This window comes from Halovulum sp. GXIMD14794 (assembly GCF_054457455.1).
Map to the genome: position 1 here is coordinate 305,990 of NZ_JBTLNF010000007.1, position 22,552 is coordinate 328,541.

Here is a 22,552-nt window from a genome sequence, read left to right on the forward strand (position 1 = left end):
GTGCGGCCCTACCTGCTCGGCCTCACCGGCTCCATCGCCATGGGCAAGAGCACGACGGCGCAGATGTTCCGCGATGCGGGCGTCCCGGTCTGGGACGCCGACGCCACGGTGCACCGGCTTTACGAAAAGGGCGGCGCGGCGGTCGATCCGGTGGCCGCGCTGGTGCCGTCGTCGCTGGTGGATGGCACCATTGACCGCACCGCCCTTTCCGCCGCGATCCGCCAGGACCCGTCCCTGCTCGACCGACTGGAAAAGATCGTCCACCCGCTCGTCCAGCAGGACCGCGCAGCCTTCGTTGCCGAGACCGAGGCCGATATCGTCGTGCTCGACATCCCGCTGCTCTACGAGACCGGGGCCGAAGCCGAATGCGATGCCGTCGTCGTCGTCACCGCGCCCCCGGAGGTTCAGCGCGCCCGTGTCCTTGCCCGCCCCGGCATGACCCAGGACCGCTTCGAGTCTCTGCTTCTGCGGCAGATGCCCGACGCCGACAAACGCGCCCGTGCCGATTTCGTCATCGACACCAGCCGGGGCCTTGAAGCCGCCCGCGCCGACGTCCACTCTGTGCTGGAAACCGTGCGGAGCAAACATGCGTGAGATCGTCCTCGACACCGAAACCACCGGCCTGAGCCCGGACGAGGGCCACCGCATCGTCGAGATCGGCGGGGTGGAGCTCTACAACCACGTCCCCACCGGCAACACCTACCACCAGTACATCAATCCACAGCGCGACATGCCGGAAGAGGCGTTCAACGTCCACGGCATCAGCAGCGAGTTCCTGGCCGACAAGCCCCTGTTTGCCGATATCGCGCAGGAGTTCCTCGACTTCGTCACTGGCGCGAAACTGGTGATCCACAACGCCGCCTTCGACGTGCGCTTCCTGAACGCCGAGCTTGGCTGGTGCAGCAAGCCCCTGCTGCCGCCCGACGTCGCCGTCGACACGCTCGAAATTGCCCGCAAACGCTTCCCCGGTGCGCAGAACTCGCTGGACGCGCTGTGCCGCCGCTTCGCGATCGACAACTCGGCCCGAACCCTGCACGGCGCGCTGCTCGACTCCGAGATCCTCGCCGACGTCTACCTGGAACTGATCGGCGGCCGTCAGCCCGGTCTGGTGCTGAACGTCGTTACCGGCGGCGCAGGCGGCACCGAAGCCGCCAGCGGCGACTACACCCCGCCGCCCCGCCCGCGCCCGCTGCCCTCCCGCGTGACCGAAGCCGAGGCCGAAGCCCACGCCGCCTTCGTCGCGGACCTGGCGGAAGGCGGCTGCTGGCCGACCTAATCCTGGGGCATGATCAATCGGGGCGCAGCCAGCCCCGATACCGCACGATCAGCCCCATCCCGAGCGGTGCGCCAAGTGCCACGTCGAAGTTGAACCGCCCGTTCTCGACGTACTCACGCGAGTCGCTTGAGGGCAGAAGAAAGCGCGGCATTGGAATGCCCAGCAGCCAGCCGCGTTTGACCGGGAACAGCATGCCCTCGCCGCTCACCGGCAGGTCCATCTCGAACGTCAACGGCCCGAACCGCTCGCGGAAATGCCCCGGCAGGGGCGATTGCGAGAGATACGAACGGAACACCCGGCCATCGAAATTGCGCTCCAAGGTCTCGCCCGTATCGGTGCGCGTCTTGGTGACGGTTACCTGCACTCCGTCCGCCTCAGGCGGAAAGCCGAACAGCGCGGCGATGGCCCGTGCGGGCAGGGACCGGCCCCGTGTCACCCGCGCCTCGCCCGAGAACCTTTCGACATCCTGCACCTCGTGCGACGCCCGCGCCTCAGGCGCCAATCGGTCCCAGGCCTCGCCCAACACGCGGTGAAACAGCGGCGGGCTAGCCGCTTCGGTGCCTTGCGTCGTCACGTGCAGCCCCTCCAGCGCCTCCTCGACCTCCGCAGGAGACATCTCCGCCAGACACGCCCGCGCCCCGGTGGGAACCCGGTCCAGCCGCCTCAGAACAGCACGCGCCGCGACCGCCGGAACATAGGGCCCGTCGCCCGCCTCAGCGACCAGCACCCAGTCGCGGCGCAGCGGAGCACCGTTCTTCAGCCCGACGACGCGCACCCGCATCCCGCCGCGATCGGTCCCGAACGGCTTCGTCAGATCGGCCAGCCGCCTGATCGCCCTGGCCCGCGCCGGGGTCACGGCGAACCGCCAGCGCCGCCGCAGCCAGCCGATCGCCTGCATCCCCCGATCCAGCAGTCCCAGTTCCATCCCCGCCCGGAAGATCACTGACCGCGCGTCGAAACGCTCCGGGAACAGCCGGATGTCTGGCACCTCGATGAACCGGGCGCGGCGCACAAGGTCCGGGGCCAACGCGATCCGCCGAGAATCGCCCCAACACATCTGTTCGCGCCAGCGCCCACCGCGCCAGACCTGCGAGCTGGTGCCCAGCTGCCCCACAATGCTTGCGATCACCGAGGTCCCGCGCGGCGCACGGTTCCCTGGCAGGATCGCGCTGTCGATCAGTAGAACCTCATCCAGCCCCTTGCACAGCTCCGCCACCACCGCGGACGAGATCGCTGGTACGCTCGACACGCCCGACAGCACCCGCCGCCCCGCCGCGTGCGCCTCGGCATCGAGCGCGGCGATCCCCGCCGTGAACCCCGCATCGTCCGAGAAATCCAGGTAATCCGCCCCATTCGCGATACACAGCCGAGCGAGCCGATAGGGATCGCCCACGTAGCCCTGAAACGGCCCGACGGCATCCACCACCACGTCCGGCGCGGCAGCAAACAACGCCTCCGGCGCCGCCGCGATATCCACCGCCAGCGCGTCGCAACCAAGCTTCGCGGCCAGAGCCTCGGCCCGCGCCCGGTCCCGCCCGGCGACGATCACCCCGTGCCCGTCGCGCAGCAGCAACTCGGCCAGCCGCGAGCCGAACACCCCGTAGCCGCCGGCGACGACGACCCTCATTCCATCAGCCTCGCGCGCAGCGCGGGGTCAGGGATGGCGCAGATATCCGTTCGCCCGAACAGCCGGTAGCGGTTCCGCGCCAGCCGCCGGTACAGCCAGTCCTGCACCCCGCGCGGGATGATTTGCAGCGGCTGAAGGAAAAGCCCCACGCCCCCGACACGCCGCCCCGCGCGGATCATCGCATCCAGCGAGGTATGGGCGATGCCGCCATCGATCAGCAGCCAGCTCTCAGGATCGGCCGGGTCCATCCCGTAGTGCTCCAGCAACGCCCGCCCGAGCGGGCTCTGGCTGCGGCAGATGCGGAACTCACCCTTGCGGTCGTGCCGCGCGATCAGCCGCGCGCCGACCGAGCACAGCACGCATTCGCCGTCCATGACCGTCACCGGACCGCTGTCGTCGAAAACTGGCACCGCGGGGTCGGAGCGGTAGGAATACGCGGCGCGTGGAATGGGTGCCGTCATGGGAACAGGCCCTCCCGGCTGAAATGAGCGCGTGAAATCTCGGCCCAGAACAACCTTGCGCGAAAGCCAAGTCAATCGACGCGGCGGCCCGTGCGCTGATCTGCCGCCACGCCGCCATGCAAATAAGAAGCCCGCCGCGACCTGCGCGACGGGCTTTCTGCATGAAGACGGGCCTGGCTTACGCCTGCGGAACGGCTCCGTTGCCGTTGCCCTCGGATGCCTGGGCCTGCTGGCGGCGCATCAGGTCCTGGATGTACAGCTGCTGGAAGTCGATGTTGTCGACGTTCAGCGGCGGGTAGCCACCGTCGCGGGTCACGTCGCCGATGATGCGGCGGACATAGGGGAAGATCATCCGCGGGCACTCGATCAGCAGGAACGGGTGCAGCTGGTTGTCGGGCACGTTCTCGACCTTGAACTGGCCGGCGTATTCCAGCTCGAGAATGAAGACCATCGCGTCCTGGGCCTTGTTCTCGACCTTGACCTTGAGGATCACCTCGTACTGCGCGTCGCCCGATTTCTTGGCATCCAGAGCGACCTGGACCTGCACCTGGGGCTGGCCCTCGATCTTCTGGCCCTTCTGAACGGCGATGTTCTCGAAGGACATGTCGCGGATGTACTGGGCCAGCACCTGCATCTTCGGGCGGGCCTGCGCCTGGGCGGCGGCGTCTGCGCCGGGCTGCGGCTGGTCGGTGTCTTGTTCGGCCATTTGGCTCCTCGCAAGATAAGTCTGAAAATCCTTGCCCTGCGGTCTACCGTCCTAGCGCTCCCGCGTCCACCCGCTGTTGCCGCGCGGGCCGTCGTCGTCGACGTCCTCGGGGTCGAGACGCTGGTATTCCGCGTCGATCACGTCGTCGTCCGCTTGCCGCCGCGCACTGTGGGTAGAGGTAGTAAACACCGTCGCCTGCGCCGCCACGCTGGCCGCGCCGCGCCGGATGATCGCCCTGCGCACCGGCGGCAGCAGCAAAAGGAAGCCCACGGTATCGGTAAAGAACCCGGGCGTCAGAAGAAGCACGCCTGCGACAAGGATCATCGCGCCATGCGCCAGCAACCCGGTCGGGTTCTCGCCCGCGCTCATCCGGCGTTGCAACTCGGCCAGTGTCGCCATGCCCTGCGCCCGCATCAGCGCGGTGCCCGCTATGGCTGTCAGCACCACGATGGCCAGAGTCGGCCACAGCCCGATCCAGCCGCCGACCTGGATGAACAGCGCGATTTCGATGATGGGCACCGCGACGAAAGCGGCGAACATCAGCCCGGTTATCCTGTTCCGTGCCAAAATGCCTCCTGTTGGCCGATGGACTTGGAATGTGTGACCCCCTACATAGGAAGCAGGGCGTGCAAGCGCCAGAATTCTGTTGCACGAAAGAGGAAAGGGCATCCATGGGCTCGCAACTGATCCAGATCCTGGTTTTGGCGGGCGTGGCGCTGTTCCTCATCCTGCGCCTGCGCGACGTGCTGGGCACCCGCGACGGGTTCGAAAAACCCCTGCCACGGCCCTCCCGCCCGGAGAGCGAGCGTGCCAACCGCAGTTTTGAGGTAATCGACGGCGGCGGCGAGGATCACGACATCACCGACCATGTCGAGGCCGACAGCCCCGCCGCCAAGGCGCTGGCCCAGATGAAGCAGGTCGAACCCAGCTTCTCGGTCTCGGAATTCGCGCACGGCGCGCGCCAGGCCTACGAGCTGATCCTTATGGCCTACGAGAACGGCGAATTGGACACGCTGGAACAGTTCCTGGCCCCCGAGGTCTACGAGAGCTTCTCGTCGGCCGTCTTCGCCCGTGCCGACAAGGGCCTCACGGTCGATGCGAATTTCGTCGGCATCCGCGAGCTGAAGATCGTCGGTGCCGAGTTCGACACCGAAAGCCGCGAGGGCGACATCACCATCCGCTTCGTGGGCGAGCTGACCTCGGTCGTGCGCAACCCCGAAGGCGAGGTGGTCGAGGGCGACCCGCAGGAGATCAAGCGCCAGAAGGACGTCTGGACCTTCAGCCGCGTGATGGGCAGCGACAACCCGAACTGGCTTCTGGTCGCCACCGGCGGCTGAGCCTTCCGGCCGCATGCCGCCCCGGCGCAGAAAACCCCGTGGCCTGACCGACGAGGACCGCGCGCTCTGGGATCGGGTCAGCGCCACCGCTGTGCCGCTCGAGGCGCGCAAGCGCGACACGCAAGCCGACCGGGCCGGGGATGAACCGGCCCCCTCTCCGGCGCCTCGCAAAGCGGCGCCCCTGCCCGGCCCTTCTCCGATGCCGAGACCACCCCGGACCTTGAAGCCCAAGGGCCGGCCCGGCTCCGCCTCGCCGGTGCGCGTTTCGCTTTCTCCGGACCCGATGGATGCGCTGCGCGGCGCCACGCCCAACATGGACGCCAAGACCTTCGGTCGGCTGAAGCGTGGAAAACTTGCGCCCGAAGCGCGGATCGACCTGCACGGGATGAGCGCCGAGCGCGCCCACGCCGCGCTGCGCATGTTCATCGCTGATGCCTATGCGCGGCAATTGCGGCTGGTGCTGGTCATCACCGGCAAGGGCCGTCGCGACCACCCGGACGACTCTCCATCCCGGCGCGGCGTGCTGCGCAACGAACTGCCGCACTGGCTGGCGCAGCCGCCCTTGTCGCTTATGGTTCTGCAGACAGCGCCGGCCCACATCCGGCACGGAGGTGGCGGCGCGTATTACGTTTATCTCAGGCGGCGGCGCTAGGGGCGGGCGCCGGATGCCTCCGGCGGGGATATTTCAGGAAAGTGGAAGGCGGGTGCTTCAGGCGGCGATCGGTTGCGCGGCAGGCAGCAGCGCGCGGGCGCGGCGCATGGCGAAGTGGAGCAGCGCGGCCGAGCCGAGGGCGATCAGTGCCATGCCCTGTAGCTGCCGGTCGTAATCGACGCCCGCATCGATCAGCGCGCCGGTGATGACCGGGCCGAGGGCGGTGGCGAAGACCATCAGCGAGGTCGCGACGCTGCGGATCGCGCCAAGGTGCCGGGTGCCGTAGTACTCTGGCCAGAACGCGCCCAGCACAGCCGAGCCCGCGCCCTGCATGACCCCGATCAGGATCAACCCGATGGCGGCGGCGCCAAGGCTGTCGCTGAGGCTGAACAGCGTGAACGAGGCGACCAGCGGCAGCAGGTAGACCGGCATAACCCGGCCCGCGCCCCAGCGGTCGATGGCAGCGCCGGTCGCCAGCAGAGCCACGATCGCGCTGCCGGTGTAGAGAGGGAACAGCCCGGTGAACGCCTCGAGCGTCCAGCCGTTCTGTTCGACCAGATGGACCTGCTGGAAGAAGAACGCGGTGCCGAAGATCGGCTGCGCCAGCAGGCCGGGTGCGCAGGTCCAGAACAGCCAGTGTTTCAGCGCCATGCGCCGCGTCCAGTGCAGGCCCAGCATCCCGGCGCTGCTGTCAGCCTCGGCGGCGCCGCGCGGGCTGCGCTCGCGGCGCAGCAGGAACAGGACGATGGGGATGTAGGCCAGCAGCACCAGCGCCGCGACGCCCCAGGCGCTGCGCCAGCCCAGCCAGCCGGTCAGGAGCACGAAGCTCACAGGCATGATCGCCTCTGCCAGCGAGAACCCCATCGAGACGATCGAAATCGCCCGCCCCCTTTGCGCCGCGAACCAGCGCCCGACCGAGACGATGGCGAGATGGCTCATCATCCCCTGTCCGCAGAAGCGCAGCCCGAAGATCACCGCGACCAGCAGCGCCGCCGAGGGGTTCAGCGCCATTGCCGCGCAGACGCAGGCGAAGACTGCCAGGTTCAGCACCGCGAGGCTGCGTGTGCGGTAGCCGTCGACCATCCCGCCAATGGTCAGCATCAGCGCCGCCGACGCCAGCGTGCCGAGCGCATAGATCCCGCCCCATTCGCCGTGGCTGAGGCCGAACTCGGCGCGGATCTCGCCCGCGAAGACGGAAATGAAATAGGTCTGCCCGAAGGACGAGCCGAACGTAAGAAGCCCCCCGGCGGTCAGCCAGGGGGCGTTCGATTTCAGGAAATGTCCCAGCGCCCTCATGGGCGCCATCCCGACGCCATTTCGGCGCGCGTGTAAAGCGCCGTTACTGGAGCGGCTGGCCGTTGGCCATGATGCCGCCGTCCTTGAACTCGATCTTCGAGGTGAAGGCGTCTTCTCCGGCGGGCTGCGCGAAGGCCATCATCATGCCCATGGCCATGCCGACCTGCATCTGGTCGACGAGACCCAGCTGCACCAGCGAGTTCGCCAGCTTCTGGACGCCGCTGATGTTGATGTCCACGGCGCCGTTCGGCATCGGGATCGGACCCGTGTTGTCCAGCGTCACCGCGCCGTCTGCCTCGACCATGGCGCCGGCGGCCTGCACCAGCAGCTTGTTGAGGCTGACGCTCTCGACCTCGCCGACCTCCATCGGGTTGTCGGTCTCGGGCGCCTCGCTCAACGGCTTCTCCAGCCGCAGCTTGGCGTCGAGGTCCAGCGCCACGTTGGCGGCCTCGCGCGGCAGCAGCGCCTGCGGGTCGAACATGCCCCAGACGCTTTCGCCCAGGACCAGTTCGTTCAGCGCCAGGCCAACCTTCACGTCGCGCACCTGGTCAGACGGCGCGACCGGGGTCCGCAGCTCCATCATGCCACCGGCCAGCGAGGCGTCGAAGGGCGGCAGCGGCAGTGCGGTCGGATCGGGGGTCACGACATAGGACACCGCGCCGAAATCGGTGCGATACAGGAACTCCCCGTTCTCGACCGAAAGCTGGGCGGTGCCGCTTTCGGCCTCGCTCTCCAGGCTCATCGGCATGGTCGGATCGGCCGAGCTGAAGCTCTGCACCGAGGGGCCGCTGGCGATGTCCAGCTTGAAGCTGCCGTCCGAGAGGAACCGGTCCATATCCTCCTCGCCTTCCGGCAGGCCGGTGCCGGTCAGGTCGATGGTCATCTTCTCGGTGTCCATGTTGCCCTGCATCCGGGCGCTGCTTTCCGGGTCGATGAAGTCGTAGACCAGCTTCAGCCCATCCATCGAGAACGCGCCGGTCACATCACGCGCGGCCTCGTCGAAGCTCATCGAGAAGTCCAGCATCTCGGGCGCGACCGAAAGGGCCTTGAGGAACGGGTGATCCTCGGCCCCGCCGGTGACGTTCAGGCTGTCGGCGCTGAGCGACAGCTGCGGCTTGCCGGCGGCGCCCAGAACCCAGTTCGTGGTCAGCTGCAGGTTTTCCGAGGCCATGCCGACCGACAACGGCATGTCGTCGTCGGTGCTCTCGAAGCTGACCAGCGGCGCGACGGTCACGGTCACGTCGCCCGGCACCTCGGTCGAGGGGGTCAGCGTCACGAACTCGGTCGTGATGACGAAATCCGCATCCTCGGGCTCGATCCGCACGCCACGGAAGGTCAGGCTGTTGTCGTCGCCGACCTCGCGCGCGTCGAACGTGATGTTCGCGCCGCCCTGGTTCAGCTGCTCGATCCCGGCGTCCACCGCGTCCTGAATGGCGCCCGCATCCTGGGCGAAGGCCGCGCCCGAAAGCGCGACAACGGCGGTGGAGGTGAGGAGGATCTGTTTCATGTCGTCTGGTTTCCCCAAGTGAATGTCGGAGCGGACCCTAGCACGCCAAATGCGACATACCTACGGCGCCAGCCGGGTTTTCACGGGAAAACCGTGCGACAAGACACCCCGTCACAGGACGTAACGGCTGAGATCCACAGATTTCGCCAGTTCGCCCACCTGTTCCTCGACGAAAGCGCCGTCGATGGTGACGGTCTCGCCCGCGCGGTCGGGCGCGGTGTAGCTCAGTTCCTCGAACACCCGCTCGAGGATCGTGTAGAGCCGCCGCGCGCCGATATTCTCGACCGAGGCGTTCACCTCGGCGGCGATCCGCGCCAGCGCGGCGATCCCGTCCTCGGTGAAAGAAACCGACAGATCCTCGGTCTTCATCAGCTCGGTGTATTGCCGGGTCAGGGCGTTGTCGGTCTCGGTCAGGATGCGGACGAAATCCTCTTCAGTCAGCGCGCGCAGCTCGACCCGGATCGGCAGACGGCCCTGAAGTTCGGGCAACAGATCCGAAGGCTTGGCGATGTGGAACGCGCCGCTGGCGATGAACAGGATATGGTCGGTGCGGATCGGCCCGTGCTTGGTCGAGACTGTCGTGCCCTCGATCAGCGGCAGCAGGTCCCGCTGCACGCCCTCGCGGCTGACCTCGCCGCCGCGGGCGTCCTGCCGGGTGGCGACCTTGTCGATCTCGTCCAGGAAGACGATGCCGTCCTCCTCGACCGCGCGGATCGCCTCGCGGGTAATCTCTGCGTCATCCAGCAGCTTGTCGGCCTCGTCGGCAATCAGCAGGTCATAGCTGTCGGCGACCCGCACCTTCTGCTTCTTGGTGCGGCCCTGGAAGGCCTTGCCGAAGATGTCGCCCAGGTTCATCGCGCCCATGCCGGGTTGGCCGGGGATCTCCATCATCGGGAACGGGCTGGCGGTGTCGGACACTTCCAGCTCGATCTCGTGGTCGTCCAGCAGCCCGTCGCGCAGCTTCTTGCGGAACATCTCGCGGGTCTGCTCGCGGGCGTCCTTGCCGGCCAGGGCCTCGATCACTCGCTCTTCGGCGGCCTCGTGGGCGCGGGACTTCACGTCCTCGCGCTTCAGGTCGCGGACCATCACGATGGCGTTTTCCACCAGATCGCGAACGATTTGCTCGACGTCCCGACCGACATAGCCGACCTCGGTGAACTTGGTCGCCTCGACCTTCAGGAAGGGCGCTCGGGCCAGCTTGGCCAGGCGGCGGCTGATCTCGGTCTTGCCGACGCCGGTCGGACCTATCATCAGGATATTCTTGGGATAAACCTCGTCGCGGATATCCGCGCCCAACTGCCGGCGACGCCAGCGGCTGCGCAGGGCCACGGCGACGGCGCGCTTGGCGTCCTTCTGGCCGATGATGAAACGGTCGAGCTCGGAAACGATCTCGCGCGGGGTCAGGTCGGTCATGGGGTGCTCCAAATTCGGGGCGCGCTCTGCTCGGCGCGCGGCATCGTGTTCACGGCGGTTTCACGCGGCTCTCGCGTCCCGCCACTAGTGCGTGAGGCCGGATGGACCGGGCGGGCGTCTCGCGGCAGGCTTGGGGCAGATCGACCGGCAAAGGGGTCGCCCGAATGCCCACCCGCCGCATCTTCCTGCACGGCCTCGTCGCCGCACCGCTTCCGCTGTTCTCCGGCGCGCTGAAAGTCAGCGCGCAGGCCGCCTCTGGGCGGTTCACCGGCGCCAGCGGTCACGCCACCACCGGCACGGGCGGCATCGTCGCCCAGGACGGCGTCAACTACGTCAGCCTGGCCGAGGACTTCCGCTTCGACGGCGCCCCCGACCCCAAGGTCGCGTTGGGACGCAACGGCTACGATCCGGCGACGCTGCTGGGACCGCTGAAATCCGACACCGGCGCGCAAAGCTACCGGATCCCGGACAACATCGACCCGGCGGCCTATAACGAGATCTGGATCTGGTGCGAACAATTCAACGTCCCGCTGGGATCGGCCAAGCTCAACCGGTGATCTTCTCGACGGTCATGTTGCCGTTGGTATAGACGCAGATCTCGGCCGCGATGGTCAGCGCGCGGCGGGCGATGGTCTCGGCATCCATCTCGGTGTCGGTCAGCGCCCGCGCAGCGGCCAGCGCATAATTCCCGCCCGAGCCGATGGCGGCCACGTCATGCTCGGGCTCCAGCACGTCACCGGCGCCGGTCACGACCAGCAGGTCCTTGCCGTCGGTGACGATCAGCATCGCCTCCAGTTTCTGCAGGTACTTGTCGGTGCGCCAGTCCTTGGCCAGCTCGACGCAGGCGCGCTGCAACTGGCCGGGGGTGGCTTCCAGCTTCGCCTCCAGCCGCTCCAGCAGGGTGAACGCATCGGCGGTCGAGCCGGCGAAGCCCACGACCACATCGCGCCCGCCCGGAGACAGCCGCCGCACCTTGCGCGCGGTGCCCTTGATGACGGTCTGGCCCAGGCTCACCTGCCCGTCGCCCGCCACGACGACCTCGCCGCCCTTGCGGACGCCCACGATCGTCGTTCCGTGCCAGCCGGGAAATTCCTTGTCGCTCATCTTGGTCCCTCTGCTCGGTTCCTGCGGGATATAGGCAGCCGCGCGCCGGGATGCCAGCCGTGCGGGTTTACGCACGCGTCAATCACAGGTCCTCACGTGATCTTGCGGCCCTGTTGCGGGACCCGCCAAGGCCCCACAGGTGTTGCACCGACGAGGACGCACCCCTCGCATATTGGATGACGAAAGGAGAGCGATATGACTGACGCAACCCTGCACACCGCCGAGACCGCCCCCGAGGCGTCGAAGCCGTTGCTGGAGAACTCGCAGAAGGCATTCGGCATGATCCCGAACCTGCACGCGGTGATGGCCGAAAGCCCCGCGCTGCTCGAAGGCTACCAGCGGCTGCACCAGCTGGCGATCGATGCGACCGGCTTCACGCCCGAAGAGCGCACCGTGGTCTGGCAGTCCGTCAACGTCGAGCACGCCTGCCACTACTGCGTGCCCGCGCACACCGGCATCGCGAAAAGCGAGAAGGTGGACGACCACGTCACCGAGGCGCTTCGCAACGAAGAGCCGCTGAACGACCCGAAGCTCGAGGCCCTGCGCGCCTTCACCCTGGCCGTCGTGCGCAAGCGTGCGCAGCTTTCGCCGGGCGACACGCAGGCGTTCCTTGCGGCGGGCTATGACAACCGGGCGATCCTCGATGTCGTGGCGATCGTCGCGCAGAAGGTGATGTCGAACTACACGAACGCGATCTTCGGCACCCCCGTCGATCAGCCGTTCCAGAAATTTGCCTGGGAGGGGGGCCGCAAGGCCGCCTGACTTCCCCGATCAGCACCCAGGCAAATCGGCGGCCGACTCCCCCAGTCGGCCGCCACTGATCGGGAAAAACATGTTTCACGGGAAACACTTGGCCGCCCCTGCGCCTCGGGGGCGGCCTTTCTGTCAGAACTCGTCCAGCGGCCGCTCCCGCACCCATGCGGCGAAGGCCGGATCGGTCAGCACCCGCTCCCGCCCCAGCTTGTCCGCAATGCCGTTGCGCGTCAGCGTGTTGAGCCGCGTCTGGATCTGCGAGGTGGTCATCGCCTGCCCCAGCTCCGCCGCCCGGTCCGACCCCGCCTGCCCGGTGATCGCTTGCTGCCGCTCGGCCAGCATCCGCGTCACCACACGCAGCTCGGGTGTCAGATCCGCCCACAGCTTCAGGAACCCTTCCGAGCGCGCCAGCTCGGCCCGCGCCCGCAGTGCCGCGTCGTCCGCGTCGAGGTCCGGGTAATCCACCCGCCGGTCGAGCCAGACCCGGAACAGTTGCGGGTTCCGCTCGTAGGTTTCGAAGACCTGCAACGCCTCCTTCGCCTTAAGCTTGCGGCCCGTCACCTCGCGGAACCGCCCGATCATGTGGTCGACGAACCCGTCGTCCAGCGGCGGCAGCGGCAGTTCGGTCGCGAAGCGGTAGAACGGCGCCGTCCGCTCGTCGAGCACGGCGCGCAGCTTCTCCTGGCTGGAGCCGGTCATCACCGTGCAGACCTTGGGCCGCAGTTCATCCAGCTTGGTACGCAGCGTCTTGACCAGCGCGGCGTCGGTGTCGCCGGTGCCGATCTCCTGGAATTCGTCCAGCAGCAGCAGCGTGCGCCGCTTCTTCTGCGCCAGCTGGTCGAATAGGTAATCCAGCGCCGCGCCCTGCTCTTCGGCCGGGGTTTCGCCGCCCAGCGAGATCTCGATCCCGCCGGTACCCGGTACCGGCACGCTGAACTTCAGCGCGCCTGTCCCTGAAAGCCCGCCCAGCAGCCGCTGGACATAGCCCTTGCGGTCGCTCAGCGCGCGCTGGATCTCGCGGATCAGCACGGCCAGCGGGGCTTTCACGTCATAGAAATTCGCATAGACGACGAACCATCCGGCGGCAGAGGCGGCGGGCGCAAGGTCCTGCCGCAGAAACTCGGTCTTGCCGGTGCGCCTTGGGCCGAACATCACGATGGCATGGGTCAGGCCGGTGTCCAGCCGGTCCATGATCGCCTTGGTATGCTCGGTTCTGGGGTAGTGCCACGGATCCTGCATATGGTGGAGTATGGCCGGAACCATGAATATGGTTCAAGCCCTATTCCAGCATATCAACACCGCAAAAGAAAAACGCGAGGCGCAATCAGCGCCCCGCGTTCCGATTTCCGGCAAGTGCCGCAGGCTTACAGCGTGCGTTCGATTTCCTCGGTCTCGAAGATCTCGATGACGTCGCCTTCGCGGATGTCCTCGTAGTTCTCGAAGGCCATGCCGCATTCCTGGCTGACCTGGACTTCCTTGACCTCGTCCTTGAAGCGCTTGAGCGTCTTCAGCTTGCCTTCGTGGATCACCACGTTGTCGCGCAGCAGGCGGACACCGGCCTCGCGGCGGGCGACGCCCTCGGTGACGACGCAGCCGGCGACCTTGCCGACGCCCGACACCTTGAAGACCTGCTTGATCTCGGCGTAGCCGATGAACTTCTCGCGGATCTCGGCGGACAGCAGGCCGCTTGCGGCGGCTTTGATGTCGTCCACAAGGTCGTAGATGATCGAGTAGTACCGGATCTCCACGCCCTTCTGGTTCGCGCTCTCGCGGGCCGGCGCGTTCGCACGCACGTTGAAGCCCAGGATCGGCGCGCCCGAGGCTTCCGCCAGGGTCACATCGCTTTCCGTGATCGCGCCGACGCCCGAGTGCAGCACGCGCACGCGCACCTCGTCGTTGCCGACCTTCTCCATCGCCTGAACGATGGCCTCGGCCGAGCCCTGAACGTCCGCCTTCACCAGGATCGGCAGCTCGGACACGTTCTCGTCGGCCTTCTTCTGGGCCAGCAGCTGATCCAGCGTGGTCGCGGCACCGGCGGCGGCGCGCTTGTCCTTGGCGGCCTGGGCACGATACTCGGCGATCTCGCGGGCGCGGCCCTCGTCGGCGACCACGTTCAACACGTCACCGGCTTCCGGCGTGCCGTTCAGACCCAGCACCTCGACGGGGACCGACGGACCGGCCTCCTCGACGCGCTCGCCCTGGTCGTTGATCAGGGCGCGAACCTTGCCCCACTGCTCGCCGACGACGAAGATGTCGCCGCGGCGCAGGGTGCCGCGCTGCACCAGGACGGTCGCGACAGGGCCGCGGCCAACGTCCAGCTGAGCCTCGATCACCGCGCCTTCGGCGGCCCGGTTCGGGTTCGCCGTCAGATCCAGCAGTTCGGCCTGAAGGGCGATGTTTTCCAGAAGCTGGTCCAGGCCCTGGCCACTGATCGCCGATACCTCGACGTCCAGAACGTCACCGGACATGGCTTCCACGATGACCTCGTGCTGCAGCAGTTCGGTACGGACCCTGCTGGGGTCTGCGCCGGGCTTGTCGATCTTGTTGATCGCCACGATCATCGGCACGCCGGCCGCTTTCGCGTGGGCGATCGCCTCGATCGTCTGCGGCATGACGCTGTCGTCCGCGGCCACGACCAGCACCACGATATCCGTCACCTGCGCACCACGGGCACGCATCGAGGTGAAGGCCGCGTGGCCCGGCGTATCCAGGAAGGTCAGCAGCGCGCCGCTGTCCGTCGTGATCTGGTAGGCGCCGATGTGCTGGGTGATGCCACCGGCCTCGCCCTGCACGACATTGGTCTTGCGGATTGCGTCCAGCAGCGAGGTCTTGCCGTGGTCGACGTGGCCCATGATCGTGATGACCGGGGCGCGCGGCTTCAGATCCGCCGGATCGTCGTCCGAGGTCTGGATCGCCTGCTCGACATCCGCATCCGAGACGCGCACGACCTTGTGGCCGAATTCCTCGATCAGAAGCTCGGCGGTGTCGGCGTCGATCGTCTGGTTCTGCGTGGCCATGATGCCGTTCTGCATCAGCGCCTTCACGACGGCGGCAACACGTTCGGCCATGCGGTTTGCCAGCTCGCCGACGGTGATCGCGTCGGGCAGCTGAACCTCGCGGACGACCTTCTCGCGCGGCTCGTTCGAGCCCTGCATCTTGCGCTTTTCACGCTCCTGCCGGCGGCGCATGGCCGCGACCGAACGCTGGCGGCCGTCTTCGCCGGTCGCCTGGCTGATGGTCAGTTTGCCCGAGCGGCGACGGTCGGCGCCACCCTTGCCGCCCTTCGGGGGCTGCTGGGGACGACGCTCTTCCTGCGGCCGATCGGTCTTGGTCGCCTTAGCCGGGCCCTTGCCGGACTCGGCGCGCGCCGCTGCGGCCTGCGCCGCGGCGGTGTCGATCTCTTCTTCCTTCTTGGCGCCGCGCGCGGGCTTGGCGGCCGACGACTTTTCGGCAGCCTTGGCGGCCTTCTCGGCCTCCAGCCGTTCCTTTTCCTCGGCTTCCTTGCGCTGGCGGGCGATCTCGCGCTCGCGCTCCTCGCGCTCGGCCTGCTCCTTCTCGGCACGCAGGCGCGCCATTTCGTCCTCGCGGGCTTTCTCTTCCTCGCGAAGACGCTGGGCGCGCTGAGCCTCGTCGGCCTTCGCAGCCTGAAGGGCCTTCAGCCGGCGCTCGCGCTCGGTGTCGGAGAGGTTGCGCCCGGCGGCATTGCCACCCGCACCGCGACCGCCGCCCTGCGCGTTCTTGGGAACGACGACACGTTTGCGCTTACGCTCCACCGTCACCGACTTGGACCGGCCATGAGAGAAGCTCTGCTTCACATGGCTCGTCTCGGTTCCGCCACCGCGAACGCCGAGAGGTTTGCCCTTGTCGGTTCTGTCTTTCGTATCGCTCATGCGCAGTATTTACCTTTCCGCGGGGGCCCTTCCCCCGCCGTACCGACCGTCGCGCGCCCGCTGGCGCGTGTCAGTCACGATTTCGTCCCATTCCCGACAGTCGCGCCGACTCATACCTCACGCGCGCGCCGAGTCCACCCGAAACCGGCGCGGCATGTATCACACGATCCCGGCCGAATGCCAAACCCATTTCAGCGGCGGTGAGGTCGCTGAAATGCGTATTCTCTCCTTCCGGAGGGCGCAGGCGCGATCGCTCCCGCACCGATCCGTCGGCCGCCTGGAGCAGGCAGATCGCCTCCTCCGTCTCGAGCGCGGCCTTCACCTTCTCGAACCCGGCGAACGCCTGTCCCGCCTTGCGGGCGAGGGACAGAAGCTCGACCACACGGGCCGCCAGCAGCGCCGAAACCTGGTCCGCCAGGTCCGGGTCCGCCTTCACCGCCCGTTTCGCCGCGCGCGAGAACAGCCCCTTGCGCGCGGCCTTGTCTACCGCCGCCCGTTCGGCCGAGACCCACATGCCCCGTCCGGGCAGCTTCTCGGCCAGATCCGGGACCACGCGGCCCTCGGGATCGACGACAAAGCGGATCAGCCCCGCCTTGCCGCCCCGTTCGCCGGTGGCGATGCAGCGCCGTTCGGGCTCCGAACGGTCTGCCTTGCGTCCGCCGCGCGACATCGCGATCCCCTCGACGTCCATCGCCTCAGGCGGTCTCCTCCGCTGCGGGATCCGCCGCGGCGTCCGACGCGTCATCGTCTTCCGATGCCTCGCCGTCCGGGTCCTCGTCGCCCGCGGTCTGGGCGGCCAGTTCCTCTTCGGTGATCCAGCCCAGCTTCAGCCGCGCGCCCATGATCAGGTGCTGCGCCTCGTCCAGGCCCATGTCGAACTGTTCGAGAAGGCCATCGTCCTTGACGCGCTTGCCGTCGACGGTGGTGTAGCCGCCGGCCAGCTCCCAGTCGGCGCAACGGGCGAATTCCTCAAGGTTGAGGATGCCGTCCTCGGCCAGCTTCTCGATCATTTGGGGTGTCAGGCCCTCATAGTCAAACAGGTCCTGCTCGACACCCATCTCCTTGGCCTTCTCGATGGCCTTCTGGTTGATCTCTTCCAGGCTCTCGCGGGCACGGGCCTGCAGCTCTTCGGCGGTGGCCTCGTCGAAGCCCTCGATCGAGGTCAGCTCGTCCACGTCGACGAAGGCGACCTCTTCCAGCGTCTCGAAGCCTTCCGAAACCAGAAGCTGTGCGACCATCTCGTCCACGTTCATGGTTTCCATGAACAGCTGGCTGCGCTCGGCGAACTCGCGCTGGCGGCGCTCGCTTTCCTCGGCCTCGGTCATGATGTCGATGTCGAAACCGGTCAACTGACTGGCCAGACGCACGTTCTGACCACGGCGGCCGATGGCCAGCGACAGCTGATCGTCGGGCACCACGACCTCGATCCGCTCGGCGTCCTCGTCGAAGACAACCTTGGCGACCTCGGCGGGCTGCAGCGCGTTGACCAGGAAGGTCGGCTGATCCTCGTTCCAGGGGATGATGTCGATCTTCTCGCCCTGAAGCTCGTTGACCACGGCCTGCACGCGGCTGCCGCGCATACCGACACAGGCGCCGACCGGATCGATCGAGTTGTCATAGCTGATGACGCCGATCTTGGCGCGCGACCCCGGATCACGGGCCACGGCCTTGATCTCGATGATGCCGTCGTAGATCTCGGGCACTTCCATCTTGAACAGCTCGGCCATGAACTCGGGCGCGGTGCGGCTCAGGAAGATCTGCGGGCCACGGGTCTCCAGACGGACGTCGCGGATATAGGCGCGCACCCGGTCGCCGGGGCGATAGGTCTCGCGGTTGATCAGCTGGTCGCGGCGGATGATCGCCTCGCCCCGGCCGACGTCCACGATGACGTTGCCGTATTCCACGCGCTTGACCAGGCCGTTGATGATCTGGCCGACACGGTCCTTGAATTCCTCGTACTGACGCTCACGCTCGGCCTCGCGGACCTTCTGCATGATGACCTGCTTGGCCGACTGGGCCGCGATCCGGCCCATTTCCGGCGGCGGCAGCTCGTCGCGGATCTCGTCGCCGATCTGGGGATTGTCCAGGAACTCGCGCGCATCCTCGGGCGTCAGCTCGGTAAAGCCGTTCTCGACCTCTTCGACCACGGTGCGGACACGGTGCATCGTCAGCTCGCCGGTGCGCGGGTCGATGTGGGCGCGGATATCGTATTCTGCGCCATAGCGAGAGCGCGCCGCCTTGGCGTAGCTCTCTTCCATCGCTTCGATCACCAGAGCCGGGTCGATCATCTTCTCGCGCGCCACGGCGTCCGCGATCTGCAACAGCTCCAGCCGGTTGGCGGAAGTCACACTCATGTCGCGTCCTCTTCTTGCTCTATCTCGTCAAAGGCGGCGGGATCGAACCCGGCGTCCTTGCGTCCCTTAAGATCAGCGGCGATCAGCGCATCGGTCAGCACCAGCTTCGCCTCGGTCAGCCAGTCGAAGGGCAACCCGATGGTGCCCTCCTGGATCTCGATCAGCACCTCGCCGTCCTCGACCCCGCGCAGCACGCCCTTGAAGTTCTTGCGCCCCGAGATCAGCTCGGCGGTCTGCAACTTCACATCATAGCCGTCCCAGGTCTCGAAGTCCTTGAGCCGGGTCAAAGGCCGGTCGATCCCCGGCGAGGACACTTCCAGCGCATACTCGCCCTCGATCGGGTCCTCGACGTCCAGCACGGCGCTGACGGCGCGGCTGATCTTGGCGCAATCGTCCACCTCGATATTGCCCTGAGGCGTGTCGGCCATGATCTGCAGCACGGGTTTCTTGCCGCCCATGAAGCGCAGACGCACCAGCTCGTAGCCCAGACCCTCGATCGTGGGCATCACGATCTCGGCCAGGCGACGGTCCATCTGCGCTTTGGCGATCAGGTCGGTCATAGGCACCTTCCAATTTGTCCGGGTCCGCTGGCGGCATGCCGGACACAAAAAAACGGGCCAGCGGCCCGTTAGATCTCGTCCGGTGGAAGCCTGGGTTTGGACCCCAGTCTTGCCGCTGTTGTGCAGCTAAATAAGTCGTCGCCCGCCGGGATGCAAGCGAATTGTGACTCAGGCCGCCGCCAGCGCCGCGTCGTACTCGGTCGCCGCGACGAAGGCGGGCCGATCCAGGCAGCGCGCCACCCAGTCCCGGACATGCGCGACGTCCGGGATCGCATCCGGCAGCCAGGCAAAGGTCGAGCAGATCAGCAGATCCGCCGCGCTGAACCGCTCACCCAGAAGATAGGGCTGGGACTCGAGCGCCGTCGCCAGCGCCGCCTGCATCTCGGGAACGCCCCGGAACGTCGCCTGAAGCATCGGATGCTCAAGCTCCGCGAACTGATGGACGAGGACAGGCTCCATCACGTCGCCATACCAGGCCATCCACGACAGGAACGGCCCGCGCCCCTTCTCGCCCGGTTTCGGCGCCAGACCCGCTTCGGGGAACAACTCGCACAGATAGATCATGATCGCGCTCGACTCGCGGATCACCTCGCCGTCATGGACCAGCACCGGCACCTTGCGGTCCGGGTGCGGGTTGCTCTCGTCCGGCCCGCCCGAGCCGTCGCGGCGCGGAATCGAGACCGTCCTGATCTCCACCTTGTCGCGTGCGCCCAACTCGTCGATCAGCTGCACGATCCGCGTCGAGCGGGAGTGGTAGGCGTGGTACAAAGTCAGCATGGTTTTCCCCAAGGCAAACGGGGCCGAGCGCCGGCCCCCAACGGGTACGATCTCTAGTGTACCCCTCCTGACAGCCTTGTGTCAGGAGGGTCATCCGGGGCGCGATTTTTTGCGTTAACGAAGTTTTCACACTCTTTTCAACATAGATTTCATGGGCTTAAGGGGGTTTTCACGATGAAACGCCCTGATTTCACCCTGAAACCGGGTACATCCGCCCCATGTCCGCGACGCTCTCGCGCACCAGATCCTCCAGCACACCCGCGTCGATATTCTTGAGCCGCCCGAGATAGAGACAACTCACCGAATGCTTGTGCGGCCCCAGCTTGGCCAGCAGGCTTTCATACCGCGCCACGCCCGGCATCAGGTAGACCGTCAGCGCCGCCTTGCGCGGTGAAACCCCGGTGCGGAAGAAACGGTGTGCCGAGCCGTCCCGCCGGGTGTAGTCATAGCTCCCGAAGCCCACGATACTGTCGCCCCACATCCGCGGCGGCCAGCCCGTCACCCGCGCCATCATCGCCACCACGGCCTCGGCATCCTCCCGCCGCCCGGGATGTGACACCCCCGCCAGAAAGGCATGCGGGTCGGCATCGGTCTCGACGGTTTTCATCTCGCTCATGTGACGCGCCTCCTTCCCAGACTACCTTTCCACGTGTACACGGCGCGCGAAACCTCCGGGGACCGAAGAATGGACGACCGAATGATCGTGGGCTGGCGCGAATGGGTGCAGCTGCCCGCAACGGGGCGGGGCTTCATCCGCGCCAAGATGGACACCGGGGCCCGCACCTCGGCGCTGCATGCTTACGGCCTGCGGACCGAGCACGCGGACGGCGCCGACTGGGCCTTGTTCCACCTGCTCGGCCGCAAGGGCGAGGCCGAACAGCGGTTCCTCATCAAGGAGTACCGCTCGATCCGCAGTTCCAACGGCATGACCGAGGACCGGCCCGTGATCGCCCTCGACATGTGCATGGGCGGCCATACGTGGCAGGTGGAAGTCACCCTGACCGACCGCGAACAGATGGCCTACCGCATGCTGGTCGGCCGCGAGGCCATGTCCGGCCGCATCCTCGTCGATCCATCACGGTCACATATTCTCGGCCGTCACCTCCAAGGTGGGAGCGTACACGAATGAAGATCGCCCTGATGTGCCGCAACGCCGAGCTCTACTCGCATCGCCGCCTGATCGAGGCCGCCGAGGCGCGGGGTCACGAGATTCGCGTCATCAACCACATGCGCTGCTACATCGACATCGCCTCGGCCCGTCCGGCGCTGCACTATCGCGGTGAAAAGCTCGAGGGCTTCGACGCCGTGATCCCCCGGATCGGCGCCAGCGTGACCTTCTTCGGCACCGCCGTGCTGCGCCAGTTCGAGATGATGGGCGTCTACGCCCTCAACGAAAGCGTCGCGATCAGCCGCTCGCGGGACAAGCTGCGCTCGATGCAGCTGCTCAGCCGGAAACATGTCGGCATGCCCGCCACGGTCTTCGCCCACCGCACCTCGGACCCGGCCTACGTGCTGGAGCTGATGGGCGGCGCCCCGGCGATCATCAAACTGCTCGAGGGCACGCAGGGCAAGGGCGTGGTGCTGGGCGAGACCCAGAAGGCCGCCGAGAGTATCATCCAGGCGTTCTCGTCGCTGAATGCCCAGTTCATCGTGCAAAGCTTCGTCAAGGAAGCCAACGGCGAGGATATTCGCTGCCTGGTGATCGGCGACAAGGTCGTCGCCGCGATGAAACGCAAGGGGGCCGAGGGCGACTTTCGCTCGAACCTGCACCAGGGCGGACAGGCAACCGTGGTCCGCATCACCCCGAAAGAGCGCGCCACCGCCGTCGCGGCAGCCAAGGCCATGGGGCTGAGCGTCTGCGGCGTCGACATGCTGCGCGCCGCCGACGGCCCGGCAGTGATGGAGGTGAACTCTTCGCCCGGCTTGGAGGGTCTCGAGAAAGCCACCGGGATCGACGTGGCGGACCGGATGATCGCCCACCTGGAACTGGTCGCGAAACCCAACAAGACGCGCACCCGCGGCAAGGGTTGACCCGTGTAGACAGGGGGTTTCACCGTGAAAACCCCCTCAACACACTGAAATATGTGAAAGAAAATTCCTTAAGACTACCTGAACACCTCCGCCCGGGCGCTGTCAGAGCCTTCCGCTTTCTCGAAATATCCCCGCCGGAGGCATGCGCCGTCCGCCACCGGGCGCGGCGTTACATTACCGCGTGCAGCGCCGAGACCTGCGGGTCGTGAACCGGCTGGAAGCCAAGCGCCTCGGCCAGGCGTGAGCCTTGCGGCGTCACCGGGTTGGTGAAGATCGGGCATTCGTTCCAGCCGCAAAGGTCGAGCCAGGTGGCGACCTTCAGAAGTGCAGCCTTGGCCTTGCCGCGCAGCACGAAACACCAGGCGAAAATGGCGACCACTTCCTGAGGTTGATCCGCGAGGTGCGACATGTCCGGGTTCGCGGCGTCGAATACCTCGTCCTGGACGGCTTGAAGACCGGCTTCGTTGAGGTAGAGCAGCGCGAAGACGCCGGAAAGCTTGCCCTTGCTGTCGGCCACTTTCCAGATGCTGAACCCCTGCTTGGCATGTACCGCCTTCACCGTCTCGACGCTGGCGATACCGTTGCCCAGGACGTTGGCGATATAGGCGTGCAATTCGGGAATCTCGGCGGCCCCGACGGGGGTTACGTTGATATCGACGGACTTCCGGCGATAGCTGGACAGCGTACGGATCTTGGGTCGCGCGACTTTTGTGGTAATGGGTTCCACCATCGTCATGGAATGCGGCCTCCGAAAAACTTTCCGGAGCTTTACACTATCGTTACCGGTTGTGTCACGCGATTCGAGCAA

The 22,552-nt window shown here is 66.8% G+C and carries 24 protein-coding genes; 8 read left to right on the plus strand and 16 right to left on the minus strand.

All coding sequences use genetic code 11. From position 1 onward, the window contains the following. Together coaE and dnaQ are read left to right on the plus strand one after the other, a co-directional pair. On the plus strand, positions 1–594 hold the full coding sequence (coaE, locus tag ACW9UR_RS18610) for a dephospho-CoA kinase (RefSeq protein ID WP_458918658.1): 594 nt from the start codon (positions 1–3) through the stop codon (positions 592–594). Then, complete coding sequence (gene dnaQ, locus ACW9UR_RS18615; protein ID WP_458918551.1) at positions 587–1,276, plus strand: DNA polymerase III subunit epsilon; 690 nt, start codon at positions 587–589, stop codon at positions 1,274–1,276. The genes coaE and dnaQ overlap by 8 nt, the downstream gene beginning before the upstream one ends. A gap of 13 nt (positions 1,277–1,289) precedes the next feature. Here the strand turns inward: dnaQ and ACW9UR_RS18620 are convergent, their stop codons facing one another. The 4 genes from ACW9UR_RS18620 to ACW9UR_RS18635 all read right to left on the minus strand — a co-directional run bounded on the left by ACW9UR_RS18620 (position 1,290) and on the right by ACW9UR_RS18635 (position 4,637). Next, positions 1,290–2,903 (minus strand): DUF4166 domain-containing protein, encoded by a 1,614-nt coding sequence (locus tag ACW9UR_RS18620; protein WP_458918552.1) that lies wholly within the window; start codon positions 2,901–2,903, stop codon positions 1,290–1,292. Further along, a complete protein-coding gene (locus ACW9UR_RS18625) occupies positions 2,900–3,364 on the minus strand; it encodes a thiol-disulfide oxidoreductase DCC family protein (protein ID WP_458918553.1) in 465 nt (154 codons plus the stop codon). The genes ACW9UR_RS18620 and ACW9UR_RS18625 overlap by 4 nt, the downstream gene beginning before the upstream one ends. Before the next feature lie 178 nt (positions 3,365–3,542). Continuing rightward, complete coding sequence (gene secB / locus ACW9UR_RS18630) at positions 3,543–4,070, minus strand: protein-export chaperone SecB (RefSeq protein WP_458918554.1); 528 nt, start codon at positions 4,068–4,070, stop codon at positions 3,543–3,545. 51 nt (positions 4,071–4,121) lie between these two features. Then, positions 4,122–4,637, minus strand: coding sequence for an FxsA family protein (locus ACW9UR_RS18635; protein WP_458918555.1), 516 nt, complete (start codon positions 4,635–4,637; stop codon positions 4,122–4,124). 104 nt (positions 4,638–4,741) lie between these two features. Here ACW9UR_RS18635 and ACW9UR_RS18640 point away from each other — a divergent pair, with 104 nt between their 5' ends. Together ACW9UR_RS18640 and ACW9UR_RS18645 are read left to right on the plus strand one after the other, a co-directional pair. Beyond that, a complete protein-coding gene (locus ACW9UR_RS18640) occupies positions 4,742–5,407 on the plus strand; it encodes a Tim44/TimA family putative adaptor protein (protein ID WP_458918556.1) in 666 nt (221 codons plus the stop codon). Between the two features lie 13 nt (positions 5,408–5,420). Further along, positions 5,421–6,059 carry a Smr/MutS family protein gene (locus ACW9UR_RS18645; protein WP_458918557.1) on the plus strand — a complete coding sequence of 213 codons (639 nt, stop codon included), beginning with the start codon at positions 5,421–5,423 and terminating at the stop codon, positions 6,057–6,059. A gap of 57 nt (positions 6,060–6,116) precedes the next feature. Here ACW9UR_RS18645 and ACW9UR_RS18650 read toward each other — a convergent pair whose 3' ends face one another. From ACW9UR_RS18650 to hslU, 3 genes are all read right to left on the minus strand, one after another. Beyond that, entirely contained in the window at positions 6,117–7,355 is a 1,239-nt protein-coding gene (locus tag ACW9UR_RS18650; RefSeq protein WP_458918558.1) for an MFS transporter, read from the minus strand. A gap of 43 nt (positions 7,356–7,398) precedes the next feature. Beyond that, positions 7,399–8,862: a DUF2125 domain-containing protein gene (locus tag ACW9UR_RS18655; protein ID WP_458918559.1), complete on the minus strand. Its 1,464-nt coding sequence runs from the start codon at positions 8,860–8,862 to the stop codon at positions 7,399–7,401. A 111-nt stretch (positions 8,863–8,973) separates the two neighbouring features. Further along, positions 8,974–10,275: an ATP-dependent protease ATPase subunit HslU gene (hslU, locus tag ACW9UR_RS18660; RefSeq protein ID WP_458918560.1), complete on the minus strand. Its 1,302-nt coding sequence runs from the start codon at positions 10,273–10,275 to the stop codon at positions 8,974–8,976. 164 nt (positions 10,276–10,439) lie between these two features. Between hslU and ACW9UR_RS18665 the strand changes: the two genes are divergently transcribed. Continuing rightward, positions 10,440–10,832 (plus strand): DM13 domain-containing protein, encoded by a 393-nt coding sequence (locus tag ACW9UR_RS18665; RefSeq protein WP_458918561.1) that lies wholly within the window; start codon positions 10,440–10,442, stop codon positions 10,830–10,832. Here ACW9UR_RS18665 and hslV read toward each other — a convergent pair. Further along, positions 10,822–11,379, minus strand: a complete 558-nt coding sequence (hslV, locus tag ACW9UR_RS18670) for an ATP-dependent protease subunit HslV (RefSeq protein ID WP_458918562.1) — start codon at positions 11,377–11,379, stop codon at positions 10,822–10,824. The genes ACW9UR_RS18665 and hslV overlap by 11 nt on opposite strands. A 195-nt stretch (positions 11,380–11,574) precedes the next feature. On the opposite strand from hslV, the gene ACW9UR_RS18675 reads away from it, so the two are divergent. Further along, positions 11,575–12,141, plus strand: a complete 567-nt coding sequence (locus tag ACW9UR_RS18675) for a carboxymuconolactone decarboxylase family protein (RefSeq protein WP_458918563.1) — start codon at positions 11,575–11,577, stop codon at positions 12,139–12,141. Between the two features lie 123 nt (positions 12,142–12,264). On the opposite strand, the gene ACW9UR_RS18680 is transcribed toward ACW9UR_RS18675, so the two are convergent. The 7 genes from ACW9UR_RS18680 to ACW9UR_RS18710 form a co-directional block, all read right to left on the minus strand. Beyond that, the gene (locus ACW9UR_RS18680) at positions 12,265–13,395 is read right to left on the minus strand and encodes an ATP-binding protein (RefSeq protein ID WP_458918564.1); all 1,131 of its coding nucleotides are present in this window, start codon (positions 13,393–13,395) and stop codon (positions 12,265–12,267) included. A 101-nt stretch (positions 13,396–13,496) separates the two neighbouring features. Next, on the minus strand, positions 13,497–16,022 hold the full coding sequence (gene infB / locus ACW9UR_RS18685) for a translation initiation factor IF-2 (protein ID WP_458918565.1): 2,526 nt from the start codon (positions 16,020–16,022) through the stop codon (positions 13,497–13,499). A gap of 70 nt (positions 16,023–16,092) precedes the next feature. Continuing rightward, positions 16,093–16,713 (minus strand): RNA-binding protein, encoded by a 621-nt coding sequence (locus tag ACW9UR_RS18690; protein WP_458918566.1) that lies wholly within the window; start codon positions 16,711–16,713, stop codon positions 16,093–16,095. A 4-nt stretch (positions 16,714–16,717) separates the two neighbouring features. Further along, on the minus strand, positions 16,718–18,376 hold the full coding sequence (gene nusA / locus ACW9UR_RS18695) for a transcription termination factor NusA (RefSeq protein ID WP_458918567.1): 1,659 nt from the start codon (positions 18,374–18,376) through the stop codon (positions 16,718–16,720). Then, positions 18,373–18,936 (minus strand): ribosome maturation factor RimP, encoded by a 564-nt coding sequence (gene rimP, locus ACW9UR_RS18700; protein ID WP_458918568.1) that lies wholly within the window; start codon positions 18,934–18,936, stop codon positions 18,373–18,375. Before rimP ends, nusA begins: the two co-directional genes overlap by 4 nt. Positions 18,937–19,104: 168 nt before the next feature. Then, positions 19,105–19,713: a glutathione S-transferase family protein gene (locus ACW9UR_RS18705; protein WP_458918569.1), complete on the minus strand. Its 609-nt coding sequence runs from the start codon at positions 19,711–19,713 to the stop codon at positions 19,105–19,107. A 190-nt stretch (positions 19,714–19,903) separates the two neighbouring features. Continuing rightward, complete coding sequence (locus ACW9UR_RS18710; RefSeq protein WP_458918570.1) at positions 19,904–20,329, minus strand: DUF1801 domain-containing protein; 426 nt, start codon at positions 20,327–20,329, stop codon at positions 19,904–19,906. A 69-nt stretch (positions 20,330–20,398) separates the two neighbouring features. Between ACW9UR_RS18710 and ACW9UR_RS18715 the strand changes: the two genes are divergently transcribed. Both ACW9UR_RS18715 and rimK read left to right on the plus strand, forming a co-directional pair. After that, complete coding sequence (locus ACW9UR_RS18715; protein WP_458918571.1) at positions 20,399–20,842, plus strand: ATP-dependent zinc protease family protein; 444 nt, start codon at positions 20,399–20,401, stop codon at positions 20,840–20,842. Then, the gene (gene rimK / locus ACW9UR_RS18720; protein ID WP_458918572.1) at positions 20,839–21,744 is read left to right on the plus strand and encodes a 30S ribosomal protein S6--L-glutamate ligase; all 906 of its coding nucleotides are present in this window, start codon (positions 20,839–20,841) and stop codon (positions 21,742–21,744) included. Before ACW9UR_RS18715 ends, rimK begins: the two co-directional genes overlap by 4 nt. A gap of 169 nt (positions 21,745–21,913) precedes the next feature. Here the strand turns inward: rimK and ACW9UR_RS18725 are convergent, their stop codons facing one another. Then, on the minus strand, positions 21,914–22,480 hold the full coding sequence (locus ACW9UR_RS18725) for a hypothetical protein (RefSeq protein WP_458918573.1): 567 nt from the start codon (positions 22,478–22,480) through the stop codon (positions 21,914–21,916). Between the last annotated feature and the right edge of the window lie 72 nt (positions 22,481–22,552).